General features: G+C 48.7%; 17 protein-coding genes. 16 read left to right on the top strand and 1 reads right to left on the bottom strand.

Annotated features, from left to right (window positions below):
• Positions 1–322: 322 nt before the first annotated feature.
• From NTW12_03955 to NTW12_03880, 16 genes are all read left to right on the top strand, one after another.
• A complete protein-coding gene (locus tag NTW12_03955) occupies positions 323–892 on the top strand; it encodes a hypothetical protein (GenBank protein ID MCX5845499.1) in 570 nt (189 codons plus the stop codon).
• Between the two features lie 337 nt (positions 893–1,229).
• Positions 1,230–2,135: a hypothetical protein gene (locus NTW12_03950; protein MCX5845498.1), complete on the top strand. Its 906-nt coding sequence runs from the start codon at positions 1,230–1,232 to the stop codon at positions 2,133–2,135.
• A gap of 129 nt (positions 2,136–2,264) precedes the next feature.
• Positions 2,265–2,840 (top strand): TetR/AcrR family transcriptional regulator, encoded by a 576-nt coding sequence (locus NTW12_03945; GenBank protein MCX5845497.1) that lies wholly within the window; start codon positions 2,265–2,267, stop codon positions 2,838–2,840.
• A gap of 160 nt (positions 2,841–3,000) precedes the next feature.
• Positions 3,001–4,203, top strand: a complete 1,203-nt coding sequence (locus NTW12_03940; GenBank protein MCX5845496.1) for an efflux RND transporter periplasmic adaptor subunit — start codon at positions 3,001–3,003, stop codon at positions 4,201–4,203.
• Positions 4,204–4,218: 15 nt separating this feature from the next.
• Entirely contained in the window at positions 4,219–7,392 is a 3,174-nt protein-coding gene (locus NTW12_03935; protein ID MCX5845495.1) for an efflux RND transporter permease subunit, read from the top strand.
• Position 7,393: 1 nt separating this feature from the next.
• Positions 7,394–8,800 carry an efflux transporter outer membrane subunit gene (locus NTW12_03930; GenBank protein MCX5845494.1) on the top strand — a complete coding sequence of 469 codons (1,407 nt, stop codon included), beginning with the start codon at positions 7,394–7,396 and terminating at the stop codon, positions 8,798–8,800.
• Between the two features lie 223 nt (positions 8,801–9,023).
• A complete protein-coding gene (locus NTW12_03925) occupies positions 9,024–9,962 on the top strand; it encodes a 2-dehydropantoate 2-reductase (protein MCX5845493.1) in 939 nt (312 codons plus the stop codon).
• Positions 9,963–10,198: 236 nt separating this feature from the next.
• Positions 10,199–10,561 carry a hypothetical protein gene (locus NTW12_03920; protein ID MCX5845492.1) on the top strand — a complete coding sequence of 121 codons (363 nt, stop codon included), beginning with the start codon at positions 10,199–10,201 and terminating at the stop codon, positions 10,559–10,561.
• Between the two features lie 162 nt (positions 10,562–10,723).
• Complete coding sequence (locus NTW12_03915; protein MCX5845491.1) at positions 10,724–11,407, top strand: SagB/ThcOx family dehydrogenase; 684 nt, start codon at positions 10,724–10,726, stop codon at positions 11,405–11,407.
• Positions 11,408–11,423: 16 nt separating this feature from the next.
• Entirely contained in the window at positions 11,424–12,068 is a 645-nt protein-coding gene (locus tag NTW12_03910; GenBank protein ID MCX5845490.1) for a dienelactone hydrolase family protein, read from the top strand.
• Positions 12,069–12,116: 48 nt separating this feature from the next.
• Entirely contained in the window at positions 12,117–12,785 is a 669-nt protein-coding gene (locus NTW12_03905) for a hypothetical protein (GenBank protein MCX5845489.1), read from the top strand.
• Positions 12,754–13,317, top strand: coding sequence for a hypothetical protein (locus NTW12_03900; protein ID MCX5845488.1), 564 nt, complete (start codon positions 12,754–12,756; stop codon positions 13,315–13,317). Before NTW12_03905 ends, NTW12_03900 begins: the two co-directional genes overlap by 32 nt.
• 376 nt (positions 13,318–13,693) lie before the next feature.
• A complete protein-coding gene (locus tag NTW12_03895; protein MCX5845487.1) occupies positions 13,694–14,971 on the top strand; it encodes an MFS transporter in 1,278 nt (425 codons plus the stop codon).
• 58 nt (positions 14,972–15,029) lie between these two features.
• Positions 15,030–15,716, top strand: a complete 687-nt coding sequence (locus NTW12_03890; protein ID MCX5845486.1) for an NAD(P)H-dependent oxidoreductase — start codon at positions 15,030–15,032, stop codon at positions 15,714–15,716.
• A gap of 256 nt (positions 15,717–15,972) precedes the next feature.
• A complete protein-coding gene (mgtA, locus tag NTW12_03885) occupies positions 15,973–18,495 on the top strand; it encodes a magnesium-translocating P-type ATPase (GenBank protein MCX5845485.1) in 2,523 nt (840 codons plus the stop codon).
• A 32-nt stretch (positions 18,496–18,527) separates the two neighbouring features.
• Positions 18,528–19,157, top strand: coding sequence for a nitroreductase family protein (locus NTW12_03880; GenBank protein MCX5845484.1), 630 nt, complete (start codon positions 18,528–18,530; stop codon positions 19,155–19,157).
• Positions 19,158–19,427: 270 nt separating this feature from the next.
• Here NTW12_03880 and NTW12_03875 read toward each other — a convergent pair.
• The coding region (locus NTW12_03875; GenBank protein MCX5845483.1) for an EFR1 family ferrodoxin at positions 19,428–20,159 on the bottom strand (732 nt) is incomplete at its 5' end.

Raw genomic sequence — 20,159 nt, 5'->3', positions numbered from 1 at the left:
ATTGTTCTAGTCCCTGACCCCTATACCCTTTACCCTATATTTTCCTTGACAATCCTGCAAGAAAGCGTATCTTTCTCAATCAGTTCAAGGAGGTAGCACGAGAGCCAGAGTAATATAGTTTTTCATCCCGTCTTTAAAAACAAGGAGAGAACACCGTTTTGAAACAGAACCCCGCATCTCAAGAGATGCAGGGTTTTTTTAGCAAGCATAAAAGGATAAAATGGGAAGCTAGTACAACGGTCCCTATGTCCCCATTTTTTTGCTGGGCAACAGGCCATAAAGATTTGACCCCTCTGCTATACATTTATGGAGGCTAATGTCCTTGAAAATTGATAAGAATTATATAAAATGGATCATAATTACTATCATTCTTGGGGCCGTAGGTTCGGGACTTTGGGAGTACATTCTCAAACCAATCGCTCTCAGTGGAACCAACTTTGTTCTCGAAATTGCGACTCTCGGTATAACCAAGTATAAAAATGGGCTATATGAAGACATTGCACAGGGGCTCCATGAACAATATAGTTTGGCTCTCTTAACATTCTTATTGTCTTTCCTGCCGGGCCTTCTTCTGGGTCTTCTGTCAAATACTTTCTTTTTTCCACGGCCGAAATCTGAAGAGGAAAAAGTAAGGCATACACGCAGAATGTTCCTCTTCTCATCAATTTTTTGTTTATTTTTATTTACTCTCACTCTTGTCTACACAACACGAGTAAGTTACACAAATCGGGCCGTTACACATTTCAACCAATTGTTAACAATCGCCGGTCCTTTTCTAAGCCATGAAGATAGGGTGAAACAAAAATCACTATTTGCTCAGATTCGCAACCGTGAAGACTACGTTAATGTCCTGAATAATCTGCGTAAGGTCTGCGAGCAAAAAATAAATTAAAGGTTCCTGAGTTTTCTGTCTGGTGATGTTTCTGTGCCTTTCTATATGACCGGTAATACCAGGAATAGCATACTTAATTCCCTTTAAAGAGAATTAAGGTTACATATAGAAACGAGAATAAAGCAGAAAATGTGGAGCCATACTTCTACTTTAGATTGCCACATCGTTAAGGCTCCTCGCAATGACACGATTAGAATATCGCCGTCCCGGACGATGGAATCTTTTCCTTCCAGCCGGAAGCAGCCATTCTCCCGCACTCTCTTGCCCGATTCGCATTCCGACGCGCTCCTTTTTTAACAGGGAGTTCCCGGAAAGAAAAAGATAAGGAAAAAATCCTTTGGCAGCATCCATAGACCTGATTTTCAATAAAAGACCGTCTACCATTTCTACTGTTCTTTTAGCGCTCTTCGGATGGAGCAGAAGATTTGATGCTGAAAAGCCTTTTCCTAAAATTACGGCACAATGGAAAGGGGTTACTGTTGAGAAGAAACACCTGTATAAATTTAACAGGCTCTGTGGAATACATGATAGTGCGCAACTTCCCCTGATTTATCCTTTCACCCTTATTTACCCTCTTCTTCAGCGAATACTTGCCCATAAAGAGGCCCCTTTAACAATATTCCGTACACTGAATAGTCGAATACAGGTGCTCCAACATCGAAGGATCGGTATTGATGAAATCCTTGATATACGCTGTGAGCTTGTCCGGCATCGAATCCGGGAAAAGGGGATTGAAATCGATATTGCATCCGTCATTGAAGCTGCCGGAGAACCCGTCTGGGAAAATATCCAGACATACTATTATCGCGGTAAATTCGGCGTGGCGGATGCAGCATATGAACCGCCGGAGTTCGAACCGATTCCGGAGGCGGATGTGGTCGCCGCCTGGGGTTTGCCTGCGGGTATAGGCCTCTGTTTTGCCGCTGTTTCCGGCGACGGCAATGGAATTCACTATTCGAAAATGTATGCGCGCATGTTTGGATTTGAGCGTGATTTCGCCCAGCCGTTACTGGTTCTGGCAGGCAGTGTAGAACGTCTGCTGAATACCGATTATGACAATGCCGTTTCCCTGGATGTCGTTTTAAAAGGCCAGTTCTATTATGAACGTACTATCATTTTAAAGAAAACCTTCATCAAAGATGCAACCCGTTTTGATATCTATTGCGAAGGGAATCCCCGGTCATGCATAGATGGAAAACTGAGAATGTTCGAACATGCTGCGGGGCAGGTACATCTTCGATAGGATGAGAGTCTTGAGGAGGTACCGAGGGGGTGACTTTGTGGCACACAAAATTCTTGACAGCGTCGATATTCTGATTTAGAACACTTTAACGGAATGAACATTCACTCATTTACGTGCAGGGGTTGAATTATGAAAAGTTCAGACAAGCGTGCCGACGTGATGCAAGCGGCCCTGGAACTCATGGCGGAAAAGGGTTTTCATGGCGCCCCGATGGCTGAGATCGCCGAAAAAGCGGGCGTGGGCGCCGGAACGATCTACCGCTATTTCGAGAGCAAGGACGTGCTCATCAACGAGTTGCACTGGGAACTGGAAAAAAAAATCATGGCGGTTATCCAGGAAGGCTTCCCTTTCGGGAGGCCCATCCGGGAAAGATTTCTCTATCTGCACAGTGGACTTCTCCGGTATCTTATAGCGCACCCGCTTCATTTCCGTTACATGGAGCAGTACTTCAACTCCCCGTACGGCATCTCCTTGCACAGGGACAGGCTTTTGGGAAGGTCCGGCAACCAAGATATCCTCATGAATATCTTTGAAGAAGGGATCGCCCAGCAGATTCTGAAAGATTTACCCGTGGTCGTGCTTTTCTCCCTGGCCTTCGGTCCCCTGATTTCCCTGGTACGGGACCATGCCCAGGAGTTCGTCATCCTGGATGATATCCTGATCCGAAAGACCACAGAGGCCTGCTGGGACGCCATCAAAAGATGACGCCCATATTTTATGAGGGGAAGCGGGGTTTTTAAAAATAAGGAATGATCATTCATTTTTGTTTTGAAGTTATTTTACATTACGTTACCCGCGATTAAAGCATCATCATCAGGACGTGATCGATGATGGGTCGCAAAATTTCAAATGACAGAGGTGTCGTATGCGGATCAATGACAGGGCCAAACGAATCGCGGCGGCGGTTCTCGTTGGAGGCTTGATACTGGCTGGTTGCGGACAGCAGAAAGGAGCGGGCAGATTGCCCGGCTCTGCTGAAGTTGCCGTCGTAACGGTTCAAGCGGAGAAGATAGCGATCACCACGGAATTATCCGGCCGCACATCCGCCTACCGTGTCGCGGAAATCCGCCCCCAGGTAAGTGGTCTCATCCAGAAACGCCTGTTTGTGGAAGGTTCCGATGTCAAAGCCGGCCAAATTCTCTACCAGATCGATCCCGCCCCCTTTCAGGCAGTTCTTGACAATGCGAAGGCCGCCCTTGGGAGATCCGAGGCGAATCTGCCGGCGATCCGGTCGAGGGCCGAGCGCGTGAGGGAATTGCTGGTCGATAAAGCGGTCAGTCAGCAGGATTCCGACGACGCCACTGCCGCCCAGAGGCAGTCCGAGGCCGATATTCAGTATTGGAAAGCGACGGTGGAAACCGCCCGTATCAATATGGGATATACCCACATCACCGCCCCCATCACTGGCCGCATCGGCAAATCCAGTGTAACAGAAGGGGCCTTGGTGACGGCCCATCAGCCCGTGGCTCTTGCAACCATTCAACAACTCGATCCCATCTACGTGGATTTGCCCCAATCCACTGCGGAACTGACGAGATTACAGAGCCGCCTGGCGGACGGACGTCTCAAAAACGGCGGGAAGAACCACAACAAAGTGCGGCTCATTTTGGAAGATGGCACCCCATATCCCCTGGAAGGAACCTTTCAATTCCGTGATGTTTCGGTGGACCCGACAACCGGTTCCGTCATGCTGCGGGTAGTTGCTCCCAATCCAAAAGGACTTCTCCTTCCGGGCATGTTCGTCCGGACGGTGGTTCAGGATGGTGTCAATACACAGGCCATACTGATCCCCCAGCAGGCTGTGAGCCGCGATCCCAAGGGAAATCCTCTGGCGCTTATCGTGGACGCCGAGGAAAAAGTCAAGTTGCGCATGCTCACCCTCGATCGTGCTATTGGTGACAAATGGCTTGTCTCTTCAGGCCTTGCTCCCGGCGATCGGGTGATTGTCGAGGGTGTACAAAAAGCGAGGCCGGGCGCTGCCGTGAAGGTTGTACCTTTCGGATCAGGCAGCGAAAAAAAAGGTGGTGAACGTGAAAATACGGCCCCGCCGGCTACAAAATCGAATTGACGGGGGCGCGTGATGCTGTCTAAATTTTTTCTCGATCGTCCGGTTTTCGCCTGGGTTCTCGCCATCATCACGATGGTGGCAGGGGGCCTGGCTATCTACAACCTGCCCATATCTCAGTATCCCCCCATTGCCCCTCCATCCATTTACATTCAGGCTTCTTATCCCGGCGCCTCGGCGGAGACAGCGGAAAACAGCGTAACGCAGATTATCGAACAGAAAATGACGGGCCTCGACAAGATGATCTACCTGTCCGCCACCAGTGATTCCTCCGGAACAGCCCGCCTCGATCTGACATTTGCCCCGGGAACGGATCCCGACCTTGCCTGGGCCAAGGTGCAGAACAAACTCCAGCTCGCCATGGCAAGTCTGCCCGAAGTGGTGCAGAGCCAGGGCGTCACTGTCGGCAAGGCCACACGGAACTATCTGATGATCGTGGGGTTGATCTCTGAAGATGGCAGCATGGACGGCAACGATTTGAGAGACTATTCAAAATCCACCCTGGAGAAAGTATTGGCGCGGGTGCCCGGTGTGGGCGAGGTAGAGATTTTCGGAACCCAGTATGCCATGCGCATCTGGCTCAATCCCGACAAGCTGACGGATTACAATCTAACGATACAGGATGTCGTCGCAGCCCTCCGGACCTACAACGTGGAGGTTTCCGCCGGTCAGTTCGGCGGTGCGCCTGCGGTGAAAGGGCAGCGATTGAATGCGTCCATCACCGTCCAGAGCATGCTCAAAACGCCTGATGAGTTTGCCGCTATCCCCATTCGCATTAACCCGGACGGCTCCATCGTGCGAGTCAAGGATGTGGGACGAACGGAACTGGGGAGCGAGTTCTACGATATTGATGCTTTTTACAATGGCAAACCCTCTGCCGGTTTGGCCATCCGGCAGGCATCAGGCGCCAACGCCCTGGAGACGGCGGATGCGGTCAGAGCCAAAATGGAAGAGATGAGCCGATTCTTCCCTCCGGGGATGAAGACCGTTTATCCCTATGACACGACACCCTTCGTGAAGGTGGCCATCGAGGAAGTGGTCAAGACCCTGTTCGAGGCCATTTTTCTTGTCTTTTTGGTCATGTATCTCTTTTTGGGAAACATCCGGGCCACACTGATCCCGACCATCGCCGTGCCCGTTGTGCTTCTTGGGACTTTTGCGTGTCTGGGTTTCTTCGGGTTTTCCATCAACATGCTGACCATGTTCGCCATGGTGCTGTCCATCGGTCTTCTGGTGGATGACGCCATCGTGGTGGTGGAAAATGTGGAGCGGATCATGAGCGAGGAGGGCCTTTCCCCCAAGGAAGCCACTGCCAAGTCGATGGAACAGATTACCAGCGCCCTGATCGGAATCGGACTGGTGCTCTCAGCTGTATTCGGTCCCATGGCGTTTTTTGGCGGCTCTACCGGCGTTATTTATCGCCAGTTCTCCGTTACCATCATCGCCTCCATGCTGCTGTCTGTTGCCGTAGCCCTGATTCTGACGCCGGTTCTTTGCGCTTCACTCCTCAAGCCGGTGGCGGCGGGGCACGAACCGGCGGAAAAAGCGATCTTCTTTTTGCGCCCTTTTCTCTTATGGTTCGATCGAGGCTTTTTCCGTTCCAGAGACCTGTTTTTGAAATTGGCGGGCCGCACCCTTGCACGGAAAAAACGATATCTCATTGTGTTCGTTTTGATAGTCGCAGTAATGGGGTTTTTGTTTGTTCGTATGCCCACCGCCTATCTCCCCGATGAGGACCAGGGAATTCTCCTTGCCCAGGTCATCATGCCCACGGGCTCCACCCTGGAGCAGACAAGGAAGGTCGTGGATGATATCCGTCATTATTTTGAGGAGAACGAAAAAGAAACCGTGGAAGCCTGTTTTACCATTTCCGGCGTTGGCTATGCCGGGAGGGGACAGAACAACGGCATGGTGTTTGTCAAGCTGAAAGACTGGAAGCTCCGCAGCCGGTCGGACATGCGGGTAAAGGCCATTGCCGCACGGGCCATGAAGTCCTTCTCGCAAATCCGGGCGGCCCTGGTGTTCGCATTTCCACCGCCTCCCGTCGTTGAACTGGGCAACGCTAGAGGATTCGACTTTCAATTGTTGGATAGGGGAAGCTTGGGGCACAGAGCGCTTATGGATGCCCGCAACCAGCTCCTCGGCATGGCGGCGCAGGATCCGAGATTAGCAAGCGTCCGTCCAAACGGTATGGAAGACGTTCCCCAATACCATATCGATGTGGACTGGGAAAAAGCAGGCGCCCTGGGGGTTCCCATCACTTCCATCCACAATACCATCTCTGCCGCCTTCGGTGGCGCGTACGTCAACGATTTTATTCAGGGGGGCCGGGTGAAACGGGTGTTCGTCCAGGCCGACGCTCCCTACCGTATGTTGCCGAAGGACTTGGAAAAACTATATGTCCGGAATACGGCGGGAAAGATGGTACCCTTTTCTTCCTTTGCATCCGGCAGTTGGGAATCCGGCTCTCCCAGACTGGAGCGCTTTAACGGGTTTCCCTCGATTAATATATGGGGCGAGCCGGCGCCCGGGAAAAGCTCCGGGGAAGCTATGCGGGCCATGGAGGACATCGTTGCCAAATTGCCCCATGGGGTCGGGCATGAATGGAGCTCTATTTCCTATCAGGAACGGATGGCAGGTTCTCAAGCGCCTCTTCTTTATGCCTTTTCCATTCTTGTCATCTTTCTGTGTCTGGCGGCCCTCTACGAGAGCTGGCCCATTCCTATTTCGATCCTGCTGGCCCTTCCCCTTGGGGTTATCGGCGGCGTCATTGCCTCGACCATGCGGGGGCTTCACAACGACGTCTATTTCCAGATAGGTCTTTTGACCACCCTGGGTCTGACCACGAAAAACGCCATTCTGATTGTCCAGTTCGCCAAAGCAGGGCTGGAAGAGGGAAAGGGATTGATCGAGGCAACGCTGGAAGGGACGAGGTTACGATTCCGTCCGATCATCATGACATCGCTCGCTTTCGGCTTCGGCGTCCTGCCCCTGGCTCTAACCACGGGCGCCGGGGCGGGGGCCCAGAATGCCATCGGCACCGGCGTCCTGGGAGGGATGGTGACCGCCACCGTCCTGGTGATTATTTTTTCACCGCTCTTTTATGTGCTCATCGTCGAAAAGGTCTCCACCAAATACAAAAAACGTAAAGCTGCTGAAACAGCCGATGTAAATCCACCAGGAGATCAATGATATGCATAGATACCTGCTTTTTCTATTGGTTGGCATTGCTCTCGTGCTGGGTGGCTGCACCCTGGCCCCCGAATATACAAGACCCGCATCTCCCGTCCCTGAAGACTGGCCGAGGGGTGCGGCTTACCAGGAAACCAAAACAGCGTCCGGTGTTTCGACAGCATCGGAGCTGAAGTGGCAGGAATGCTTCACGGATGAAAAGCTTCAAAAGATCATCACGACGGCTCTGAAAAACAACCGCGATCTGCGGCTTGCAGCCTTGAATGTTGAAAGGGCCCGAGCCCTTTACGGTATTCAGCGCGCCGAGCTTCTGCCTACCGTCAATGCCGTCGGCAGCGGGAGCAAACAACGGGTGCCGGCTGACCTTTCAACCACCGGACGCGCGATGACGGTGGAACAATACGGTGTCAATCTCGGTATCAGTTCCTGGGAGATCGACTTCTTCGGCCGCATCCGCAGCCTGAAAGATCGGGCGCTTGAAGAATACCTCGCCACGGATCAGGCACGCCGCAGCGCACAGATCCTGCTGGTGTCCGCCGTGGCCAACACGTATCTTTCCCTTGCGGCGGATAGAGAAAACCTCAAACTGGTGGCCTCTACCCTTGAGACCCAGCAGGCTGCCTATAATTTGATCCGGCGGCGCTGTGACGTCGGACTCACATCCGAATTGGATCTCCATAGAGCGCAGAGCCAAGTGGATATCGCGCGTGGGGATGTTGCACGTTACACGCAACTGGCGGCTCAAGATGAAAACGCCTTGACCCTTCTGATCGGCTCTTCGGCGCCGAGCGAACTCTTGCCGACAGCGCTGGACAGTGTCAGCCCTCCCAGAGAGATTTCCCCCGGTAAGCCCTCTGAGGCGCTCTTGCTCCGGCCTGACATTCTGGCGGCGGAACATCGGCTTAAGGCTTCCAACGCCAATATCGGCGCCGCCCGTGCGGCTTTCTTTCCTCGCATCTCCCTGACGACTGCCGTCGGAACTGCAAGCGCCGAACTATCAGGGCTCTTCAAAGACGGATCGGGTACGTGGGGTTTTGCGCCACAGATCGTTCTGCCGATTTTTGACGCCCGTATGTGGTCGGCCTATGACGCCACAAAAGTGGAGAGGGAAATCACCCTGGCCCAATACGAAAAGGCAATCCAGACCGCCTTTCGGGAAGTGGCAGATGCCCTTGCCGTTCGGGGCACAGTGGACCAGCAGATAGCGGCGCAACAATCACTGGTCAATGCCGTTGCAGAAACCTACCGTCTCTCCAATGCACGTTATACGAAGGGAATAGACAGCTACCTGCCCGTTCTTGATGCGCAACGCTCGCTTTATGGCGCGCAGCAGGGGCTGATAGCCCTCCGCCTCGCCCGGTTTACCAATCGGGTCACTCTCTATAAAGTGCTGGGCGGGGGTGAGTGAAGGACGTACTTTCAATCAGTAATAATGAAAAATATGCAGAACTCTCACTTTAAATGTAATAATAGTAACAGAGACAGGTCACAGTTCTATATTACCCCATACCGAATACATTCTATTATCGAAACTTTGACTTTAGATATGGTATATGAAATATGTTAAGAATTAAAATTCAAAATGCTGTCGTCATTGTGATGGCCAGGGAGTCATAGTTATAAGAAAGGAAATGAAACGATCCATCGAAAGCATATCCATTGTAGGGGCAGGAGCATTGGGAGGCGCCTATGCCGGCATCCTTTATGATATGGACAGGCGGTGTGTCTCATTTGTAGCCAGCGGCAATCGTTTTGAACGGCTCCGCCAAGAGGGTCTTTATGTTAATGGTAAACACTACATAATTCCCGTTCTCCGACCGGAAGATTGGTCAACGCCTTCTGATCTCATAATTGTTGCTGTAAAATACCATCATCTGGATGACGCCATACGGGACATGAAAAACAGAGTTGGAGCGGAAACCACCGTTCTCTCTGTTATGAACGGTATAGAGAGCGAGGAGCGCATTGGAGCCGCCTACGGAGTGGAAAAGGTTTTGTATGCTGTATCTGTAGGTATTGATGCATTGCGGGAAGGAAACCGTGTGAATTATGCGAGCCAAGGGAAAATATTTTTTGGAGAGGCACAAAACACATTTCTTACGGACCGCGTTAAACGTGTTCAAGCTCTTTTCGACAGGGCGGGAATCCTCTATGAAACACCTCCTGATATGATTCATATCCTCTGGTGGAAGTTTATGATCAATGTCGGGATCAACCAAGCATCAGCTGTACTTCGAGCCCCCTTCTCGGTATTTCAAACCTCGCAGGAGGCCAGAAATCTTATGGAGTCAGCCATGCGAGAGGTCATAATGCTTTCAGAGAAGGCCGGAGTTAATCTATCTGGAGAGGATATCGAAATGTTCAATAAAATTCTCTTGGATATAAACCCACAGGGGAAGACTTCAATGCTTCAGGACATGGAAGCCGGCAGGAAAACCGAAGTGGAGATGTTTGCCGGTAAGGTGATTGAGCTGGGCAGACAGCTTGATGTCCCCACACCCATAAATCAGAAACTATTCGATTTGATCAAGAATCTTGAAGCCGAAAATGATTTAGCCAACATAACCTGATCCTCGAAAATTCGCCCAACCGATATTTTAGAGCGCCTTCAGAGAATAGCTTCCTGAAATGCTCAATTCCATAATTTGTCAAAATATAGCAGGTTTAAACGATAATCGATCATCAGATAGGCATAATTATATTTTTGAAGAAGAAAGAATGTAAAAATAATTTTTAGGTTCGGGGGCATTGTATTCTTCATTATGGGAAGCGGAAACAAAAAAATAACTGTAAGGGTGGATGAACTATGAAGGGATGTCTTAAGCTGGGAGGAGATCCTGTTTTAGATCGCGGGAGCATAGAAATTTTTAGAAATATTTCAGAAGATGCTGTAATCAAAATATTAGAAAAATACAAGTTAAAGAAATTCAAGGTTGATTGGCCTCTTATGTCTTGGCCAAAACCTAGATGTAGTGCGTGCAATAATATATTATATTCTGCAGAAACATTTGAGCAACAAATGTGCTGGACCCACATTCATTCTAGTCTGGTTGTGGATGTAAATGAAGAATTGAAAAAACAAACAATTTATTTGCTCTGCCGAGAATGTGCTGATGAAATCAACTATGACAGAATCAATTATAAAATAATCGACGATTTCATTGCTTGAAATAATGGCTGGTTATTTAATAATTTACCATGGCCTAAACTTGATCTGACGGGCAGTGTCAAAAACAACATAGCTTCCTGTAGTCCATAACTGGACATTTTGGCAGAATCTGCTTGACTTCGAACCGTAATCTTTACTTTTCATCACCAACAGTCGAAATCCTTGACAGTATCGGTAAAAACTATTGTCTTGTTTACAATCAGTGCTATGCTTTTCCAAACACATCTGGGACTTCGGTTGGCTCAAGCACAGGAACAAACCTCGGGAGCAACAGTCATCAATTTATTACAGCCCGGCATTGATGGTCCTGTATCGATTGAAAAGGCTTTGTTAGAAAGGAGATCGGTAAGATCTTATAAGGATGAGCCTTTAACCATAGCTGATATTTCACAGATTCTCTGGGCAGCACAGGGCATTACAGAACCGAAACGAGGTCTGAGAACGGCTCCTTCAGCGCGGGCCATGTATCTCTTGAATGCATATCTCATAGTGGGAAATGTGACCGGTCTTTCAGCGGGTATGTATAAATACCAGCCCCAGGGGCATAAGATTGTTAAAGTTGCCAATGGAGACAAAAAGGCGGATCTGTACAAGGCCGTTGGACAGGTTCCTATAAAAAATGCACCAGCCACTCTTGTATTTTCAGGTATGTCGGATCGATCACCCAATCCGAGATGGATGTACCTGGAGGGAGGGCATGCTGCGCAAAATGTCTTTTTGCAGGCCCAATCCCTGAAACTGGGGACGGTTACTATAGGAGGATTCAAGGATGAAGATGTAAGGAAGGCATTGAATCTGTCAGAGAAAGAACAGCCTATCTACATCATGCCACTAGGAAGGAAGTGATGGGAAGGCGGAATTTATGGTTAAAGATTGGCTGGCAAATGCTTATGGAGGGGTGTCCCGTCGGGAGTTTCTGGCGCAGGTGGGTGTAACGGGAATAGGACTCGCGGGTTTTCACATCGCTGCGACCCCGGTGGCAGGCAAGGTCATCACCACTTCATTGGACGGTATCGCTGTCACTGAAGGCACGGTGCCCTCCGGGGATTTTCTTATTCCTATCTATGAGGCACGCCCCGTAACTGCAGGGAAATATCCAGTTGTTCTGGTCATCCCGGAAGTTTTTGGAATGCACGAGCATATCAAGGATGTCACACGACGCTTTGCGGCGTACAGTCGCGAGGTGAAGGCTGCCGTTGCCTGGTATGGCCAGATTCGACCTGTCATAACAAAGGGTGTACGAATGGTTGGACCGTTAAACGTTGCCGCTCGGATTAAGGCACCCATCCTGGGTCTTTACGGCGGAGAGGATCTGGGAATTCCGGTGGCCGATGTAAGGGCGATGGAGGCTGCTCTGAAGGCCGCAGGCAAGACGGCTGAATTCATTATATACCCAGGTGCGCCGCACGCTTTTTTTGCAGATTATCGCCCCAGTTATCGGGCCGATGCAGCCAAAGATGCCTGGAGTCGCTGCATCGCATGGTTTAAGGGAAACCTTGAGGAATAGTTCCGGCCATGACAAATTAAAAGACCCTGTGCCGCTATGAGGGATAGAATGGTCCAAAAAACAAAGATTAGACGCAGAATCATTTCTTCAATATCTAATCATGGTCTTCTGGCCATCCTCGTCTCGGTTTTATTCGTCGCACTCATATCGATTATCATCGCATATCATTTCACGTCACCCAACAATTTAACGATGACCACCGGATTTGAAAGTGGGTCTTATGCAAATTATGGTGAGCGCTACCGGCAGATCCTGGCGCGTGAGAAGATTCATCTTAAGTTGCTTCCCTCCTCAGGTTCTGTAGAAAATCTCAAGCGCCTTAACGAGGAATCTTTCCATGTCGATGCCGGTTTTGTCCAAGATGGAACGAGTTCGCCCTCAGGGGCGAAAAATCTCGTTTCCCTCGGGGCCATAGGCTACACTACCCTTTGGGTTTTTTATCGAAGCGAAGAGACGTTTATCGATCTATCCGAACTCAAGGGTAAGAGGGTTGCGATTGGACCAGAGGGAAGCGGGGTGCGCAAATTTGCCATCGATTTGCTTAAAGTAAGTCATAGTGCAGCTCTACCAACCGTGCTACTCGACCTTTCCAGTACTGCTGCCAATAAAGCTTTATTGGAAGGGACGGTAGATGCGGTAATGATAATCGGTACAGAGGATAATGCCCTCCCAAGAGGTTCATCTTTTGGCAGTGACAACAAGTCTCATTGTACGTAAAGACCTGCACCCTGCTTTAGTATATTTGCTTCTGGACGCTGCCGTTGAGATTCATAGCAACGCAGGTTGGGTGAATAAGAAGGGGGAATTCCCCTCGCCAAAGGAGCTTAGCTTCCCTTCCTCCTATTATGCGGAGAGATTTTATAAATCGGGAAGGCCTTTTTTACTTGACTATCTTCCATTTGGGATAGCTGCGTTTGTTGACCGCTCGATCTTAATCATGGTCCCGGTAGCCATCATTTTAATCCCTTTAATCCGAAGCATACCCTGGCTGTATTCTTGGAGGCATCGCCGGAAATTCCATAAATGGTATAGAGAACTTAAGAATCTGGAATTAGAAATGATAGAAAGTCCTGGGCCAGTAGATATATCGGGTTATCATGAAAAGATTGACCAGATTGAGGCGTCGATCAATAGAATCTCTGTTCCTTTGGTCTTCTTTGGCGAGGTCTATAAGCTTCAAGAGCATGTTGATTTGGTTCGAGGGAAACTTATCCGGTTAAGCAATCAGTCTAAGGAAGGCAATTCGTAGAATTAATTGTGTGCGGTAACGGGGGACGTCTATGCAAGGTCTTCCCTGCTCTCGAATAGCTTGCTGCCATGTGTTCGGACATATTAAAGAGACGAGAGCAGATGGTTCGGGACTAAAGATTATACAACACTATGAGAGCCCACATCCCTTCCTGTTATCTACAAATCTTTCACCTCAACAAAGATACAGGAGTTCTCTCCGTAATCATGGATGTTATTTCCTTAATAATTATGATATGAATGATCGGCCACGGGGGGTTTGCGACCAATGAATACACGGTTGAAATTCTGTGGCACAACCGGAAACCAGAGGTGCAACGGGGAAAATAAACTTCGATGTAGCGTATCGGGAGCAACCGGTCTACTCGACTCAAAGTATGAGTGAAAATCAGGTCAGTTTTAAATTTATCCTCAGGGCATTGCATTATAGAAACTACCGGCTTTTTTTTGGTGGTCAAAGCATCTCATTGATCGGAACATGGATGCAACAGATCGCAATGAGTTGGCTGGTTTATCGACTCACCAATTCGGCATTGTTGCTGGGCGTCGTCGGTTTCTCCAGTCAAATCCCCATTTTCCTCTTTGCATCTATCGCCGGTGTCTATGCGGACAGATGGAATCGCCATCGTATACTCGTTGTGACACAGACACTTGCCATGATCCAGGCTTTGATCCTTGCGTTTCTTGCCCTGATTGGAGCGATACATGTCTGGCACATAATTGTTTTAAGCATCTTCCTTGGTGTGATTAATGCTTTTGATATGCCCACCCGTCAATCCTTTATAGTGGAATTAATAGAAAAAAAAGAAGACCTTGGAAATGCGATTGCCTTGAATTCTTTGATGTTCAATGGAGCAAGGCTTGTGGGACCAGCGGCTGCCGGTATATTGATCGGGCTTGTGGGTGAGGGTGTCTGTTTTCTCATTAATGGGATAAGCTTTCTTGGTATTGTCTTTGCCCTCATTGCAATAAAGGTTCCGGCAAGAAAGAAGGTAGTGAGAGCATCCCGGCGGATATGGCAAGATTTGAGGGAAGGTTATTCCTATGCATTCGGGTTTGCACCTATCCGCTACATCCTTCTTCAGATTGGTTTGATGAGCTTCATGGGTATGTCCTACACAGTTCTCATGCCCATTTTTGCGAAAGATATTCTCCACGGTGGACCTCACACGCTGGGATTTCTCATGGCGGCGTCCGGCATCGGTGCCCTTACAGGGGCGATCTATTTGGCATCGCGACAAACGATTCTGGGACTGGGACGATTCATTGCCTATGCTTCTGCTATTTTCGGCATCGGGTTAATTGCCTTTTCTCTGTCACAGGTGCTCATCGTTTCGCTTTCTATGATGTTTATTACCGGATTCGGGATGATCGTTCAGATGGTATCAAGCAACACCATTCTGCAAAGCATTGTAGAAGAGGATAAGCGCGGTCGTGTGATGAGCATTTACGCAACAGCATTTATTGGCATGGCGCCGCTTGGCAACCTCTTTGCGGGTACACTGGCATCCTGGATTGGCGCTCCCAATACGCTCATTGTAAGTGGGATAGCGTGCATCATCGGTTCGTTGATTTTTGCTGTGAATCTTCCTCAAATAAGAAAAGAGGTGCGTCCCATTTATATTAAAATGGGAATCATTCCCGGGATCGAATGATCCCGAACTATCCATTTCTGTTGATTTCTGTAAATTAACACTCCAGGAGGAAAGCAAGATGAAGATATTGGGCATAAATGCAAGTCCCAGAAGTTCTAACAGCCAGACCCTGAAATTGGTCAGGGCTGTTCTAAATGGGGCAAGGTCTAAGGGCGCCAAGACGGAACTGGTGGACATCTGCAAGTTGAATATAGAATTCTGCAATGCCTGTGGGATCTGCTATAAGAAAGGGAAGTGCGTGAAGAAGGACGACTTTCAAGCCTTTTGCAAGAAGATGATGGACGCTGATGGTTTGGTCATGGGTTCCCCCAATTACTTCCGGTCGGTCACCGCCCAGATGAAAACCATGATAGACCGCATGGCCGATGCCATTCATTGCCAGTTGTTGACTGGCAAGTACACTGTTAACGTAGCTACCTCGGGAGGCACCGGTCAGTACAAGCAGGTCACTGACTACTTAAATGAGATCATGCTCAACTTCGGATCCTTCATTACCGGGAGCATAGGGGTATCCGTAAGACAGGGTCCCAATGCCTTTGAGAATGCCGAAAGGAAGGCTTTCCAGCTTGGGGAAGACCTGACAGAAGATATCAGTGCCAAGAGGAACTATACAAAGCAGAGAAGGATCATGAAGGAGAACAGGATGTACTTTCAACACTTGGTAAAAATGCACAAAGACGATTGGACTCACGAGTACAAATATTGGAATAGGATTGACGGGAGGCAAGGAGCAGAGAGACTTTAATCATCTTGATCAATAATTGACCTGACAGCCATTGTCAAAGGAACTACAGAATTCTACTTACTATACGTAACAAAATGATGATTGACAGTTAAGAGTCTGACGGTCATTATATATCTGTTTTCCCTGTTGATTTAGGAGAAGGAGGCAGAGATGACCATCAGGAGTTATGATATACAAGGAAGTTCTTATCAAATGGTTCTGGATTTTTTAACCGGCTCATTGTGAAGATCACTATTACATTTTAAGGGATATTTTGATGATCAGACAGCCATCCTATTTCTGGAACATTCCCCAGGCTGATTTACTGGCGCAGCTCGAAACACGGCAGGAAGGATTGAGCAGCGAGGAAGCAAGGCGGCGCCTGATTAGTTATGGCGCCAATCTGCTAAAGCCCCCGAAACGGTCCGATACGTTTGCGCTCTTGCTTGCCCAATTCAAGAATCCCATAATTTTAACGCTTATTTTTGCCGCCGGGTTATCTTTCTTCCTGCAAGATCATGTGGATGCCGCTATTATTCTTTTTATCGTTCTGGTCAGCGGCCTTTTGGGATTCTGGCAGGAACGGGGCGCCGCTGACGCTGTCGAAAAGCTCCTGGCCATAGTCAGGATCAAGACCACAGTTCTTCGTGACGGGAGCCGGAAAGATATTTCCCTGGAAGATACCGTCCCGGGAGACGTCGTTGTCTTAGATGCCGGAGATGCGATCCCCGCAGACAGCCTGATTTTAGAAGCAAAAGATCTCTTTGTGGACGAGGCAACCTTGACCGGTGAAACCTACCCCGTCGAGAAGGACGCCGGTCTATTATCGGCGGAAGCTCCCCTCAGCAGTCGTACAAACTGCCTCTTTATGGGAACGCACGTTATCAGCGGTACAGCCAGAGCCGTTGTTATTTTCACGGGGAAGGAAGCGGAGTTCGGCAAAATATCGGAAAGGCTGAAACTGAGACCTCAGGAAACGGAATTTGAACACGGCATCCGGCAATTCGGGTATCTATTGCTGGAAGTGACACTGGCCCTGGTTTTCCTGATTTTTGCTGTCAATGTCTATTTCCACCGGCCCGTCCTGGAAGCGTTCCTTTTTTCTCTGGCTCTGGCGGTGGGGCTGACGCCTCAACTGCTGCCCGCTATTATCAGTATCAATCTGGCTCATGGCGCCAAGAGTATGGCACAGCAAAAGGTCATTGTGAAGCGGCTCGCCGCCATTGAGAATTTCGGGAGCATGGATGTCCTCTGCTCGGACAAGACGGGAACCCTGACCGAGGGAACAGTACATCTCCATTCGGCATTAGATATCGCAGGTAATTCCAGTGAGCGGGTCTTTTTTCACGCCTATATGAACGCCTTCTATGAAAAGGGCTTCTCCAATCCTATTGATGAAGCGATTCGCACTTACAAACAGCCGGATGTATCCGGGTATGAAAAGGCAGACGAGGTACCTTATGACTTCATCCGCAAGCGGTTGAGTATTCTGGTTGTGAAGGAAGGCAGGTATTTGATGGTCACCAAGGGGCCTCTTCCCAATGTGCTTGACATCTGTTCGACGGCAGAGGCTCCCTCGGGCGATAAGGTGGACATAGCTTCGGTAAAACGGGAGATCCATCAGAAATTTGAGACGCTCAGCAATCAGGGTTTTCGCCTCTTGGGAATTGCTTATCGGGATATGGGAGCAGAGGCGTCCATTGATAAAAAACATGAGGCGAATATGACGTTCCTCGGTTTTCTGGTTCTCTTCGATCCGCCGAAAGCAGGGATTGCTGAAACGATTGACCGCCTCAGACAACTTGGTGTTTCTCTGAAAATTATTTCGGGGGACAATCGCCTTGTCGTCGCCAAGGTGAGTCAGGATGTGGGAATGGCGGATGCAAAGATCCTAACCGGGAGCGAGTTGCGTGAAATAAGCAATGAGGCTCTTTTACGGAAGGTAACAGAGACGGACATCTTCGCTGAGGTAGAGCCTAATCAGAAAGAACGGATCATTCTTGCACTCCGGAAGGCCGGGCATGTCGTGGGATATATGGGAGATGGAATCAATGACGCTTCCGCCCTCCATGCAGCGGATGTCGGTATCTCGGTGGACACTGCGGTGGATGTAGCCAAAGAATCTGCGGATATTGTGCTCCTTGAAAAGGACCTGGCCGTTCTCGTACAGGGTGTAAGTGAAGGAAGAAAAACCTTTGCCAACACCTTGAAGTACGTCTTTATGGCTACGAGCGCTAATTTCGGAAACATGTTCAGCATGGCCGGCGCTTCTCTGTTTCTGTCCTTTCTCCCGCTGTTGCCCAAGCAGATCCTGTTGACCAATCTGATGACGGATTTTCCGGAAATGACCATTGCCACGGATCATGTAGACAGAGAGATGCTGAATCAGCCCAGGCGCTGGAATATTTCTTTTATCCGGAAATTCATGTTCACCTTCGGCCTGGTCAGTTCGGTTTTCGATTATCTGACTTTTGGGGTTCTCTTATTCATCCTCCATGCCACGCCCGATCAATTTAGAACAGGATGGTTTATGGAGTCCGTTATTTCGGCCGCAATTATTGTGCTTGTAATTCGCAGCAGGAGGCCGTTCTTTAAGAGCAGACCGGGCAAACATCTATTTGTCGCTACACTTGTCATAGTTCTTGCGACACTTATTTTCCCCTATACTCCTATCGGGCCGATCTTCGGGTTTGTACCCCTGCCCGTTTCTTTTCTTATGATGATGGGCCTTATTGTGATACTTTATATATTGATGGCGGAGTTTGTAAAAAAAGTATTTTATAAAAAAATAAATGCTTAAAATCACAGCATAACATGAAGGAGGTAAAGATTATGGAATTTACAAAAATAATGACGGAAAGACGTGCAGTTAATTTTTTTGACCCGACGAAACCTGTAAACGATGACGAACTGAAAAAAATAATAGAGACAGCGGCCCTTGCGCCATCCGGCTTCAACTTTCAACCCTGGCAGTTGATTGTTATTAAGTCACCCGCCGACAAAGAACGCTTGAAAGCGGTGGCCTGGAACCAGCCCAAGATAACGGACGCCCCGGTGGTATTGATCCTGCTCGCAGACAGGGATGGCTGGAAAGCGGGTCATCCGACCTTTGAAAAGGTTTGGCAGAATATGTTGGACCTTGGTTATATTAAACCCGAACAGAGGGGATGGATTGAAGGGGGAACGGAGTCTATTTACGGGGGAGAAGAAAAATCTCTGGCTTTCGCCGTAAAAAACGCTGCCTTCTTCGGTATGGCCCTGATGCTGGCAGCAAAGGATGTCGGCCTGGATTCACACCCCATGGATGGGTTTGATCATGAAGGGGTTAAAAAGGCTTTCAATATCCCGGACAACTACTTTGTCCCGATGCTTCTCGCTATTGGTCATTTCAATGAGAAATACAAGCTCATGACGCCAAAGTGGAGAAAATCATACGAGGAAATTGTTTTAAAAACCTATTGAAGTCGGAGACATGATAAATTCCTTTAATAGAAGAGACAGGCGGGACGCCTGTCCCACCATTGTGTAGGTTGGGCGTCTCGCCTGAGGGCTAAATTGGGGACAACTGTAATTAAATTTGGCCTATCAATGGCACCTGAATGCTAGATTTTAAGTAAAAATCATCAAGTGCCGGAATTGATCAAACATAATGCTTCGTAGGTGTAAGTCAGTCAAGGCTCAATTCAACAGATTATCAACTCAAAAGTACGCATGAACCGGATGAACCTTGTTTTAATGGCTTGGTAAATGTTCTATAACTTGTCCCCTATTTCTTGCAGAATGAAATGAATAGGTGTTGTCTTGTGCGTCGCCGCTCCGTGATGCCCTCTGGGATATTGAGATAATATCGTCCAACGTTACTTCCGGATGATGGTACCTCTCATACCGGGGAGTTTTCTTGCCATATTGTATTGCTTCCTTCGGGCACCATTGGATACAAGCGAGGCATTGTTCACAATGATGCAACCATACGGGCTTACCCGCTTTCAGATCAATGTTACCGCAAGGGCAGATTTTTTTACAGATGGTACATGTGTTACATTTATCATCGACCCAAAAATCCTTATCCATTTTAGGAATATATGGAAAAGAGAATTTATAAAACCAGGAAAACAGAAAATTTTGCCATAGCGGACCTTTTTCAACAGGACATCGCTCTCTTTTTGCAACAATTGAAGAGATTTTATGAATCTTTTCCTTCGCGTCGCTTATCCTCCGCATGCGTTTATCTTCCGGTCCAGGTCCACCCCACGGTATGTAGTTGGACGGCATAACAATATCAAATCCCGATGAGAGAAATAACCCTCTGGATTTCATGATTTTCTTTAATTGCAGCAATGTGGCGGCAACCTGACCGGCATTAACGGCAAGGGCAAAGTAGTACTTGGATGTATCTATGGCCAACGCATTAACGAAGGTAATAACCTGCTGCGGCAAACCCCATATATGGACGGGGAATATGAT

Source organism: Deltaproteobacteria bacterium, assembly GCA_026388545.1.
Taxonomy (GTDB): Bacteria; Desulfobacterota; Syntrophia; order Syntrophales; family UBA2185; genus JAPLJS01.
The sequence above is the reverse complement of the archived record's forward strand: the minus strand, read 5'-3'. Positions and strand labels throughout refer to the sequence as shown.

Bases quoted from the DNA above. Each gene is read 5' to 3' on its own strand.
- NTW12_03945 (MCX5845497.1), top strand. From the start codon at position 2,265: ATGAAAAGTTCAGACAAGCGTGCCGACGTGATGCAAGCGGCCCTGGAA.
- NTW12_03940 (MCX5845496.1), top strand. From the start codon at position 3,001: ATGCGGATCAATGACAGGGCCAAACGAATCGCGGCGGCGGTTCTCGTT.
- NTW12_03930 (MCX5845494.1), top strand. From the start codon at position 7,394: ATGCATAGATACCTGCTTTTTCTATTGGTTGGCATTGCTCTCGTGCTG.
- NTW12_03925 (MCX5845493.1), top strand. From the start codon at position 9,024: ATGAAACGATCCATCGAAAGCATATCCATTGTAGGGGCAGGAGCATTG.
- NTW12_03920 (MCX5845492.1), top strand. From the start codon at position 10,199: ATGAAGGGATGTCTTAAGCTGGGAGGAGATCCTGTTTTAGATCGCGGG.
- NTW12_03910 (MCX5845490.1), top strand. From the start codon at position 11,424: ATGGTTAAAGATTGGCTGGCAAATGCTTATGGAGGGGTGTCCCGTCGG.
- NTW12_03905 (MCX5845489.1), top strand. From the start codon at position 12,117: ATGGTCCAAAAAACAAAGATTAGACGCAGAATCATTTCTTCAATATCT.
- NTW12_03895 (MCX5845487.1), top strand. From the start codon at position 13,694: ATGAGTGAAAATCAGGTCAGTTTTAAATTTATCCTCAGGGCATTGCAT.
- NTW12_03890 (MCX5845486.1), top strand. From the start codon at position 15,030: ATGAAGATATTGGGCATAAATGCAAGTCCCAGAAGTTCTAACAGCCAG.
- mgtA (MCX5845485.1), top strand. From the start codon at position 15,973: ATGATCAGACAGCCATCCTATTTCTGGAACATTCCCCAGGCTGATTTA.
- NTW12_03880 (MCX5845484.1), top strand. From the start codon at position 18,528: ATGGAATTTACAAAAATAATGACGGAAAGACGTGCAGTTAATTTTTTT.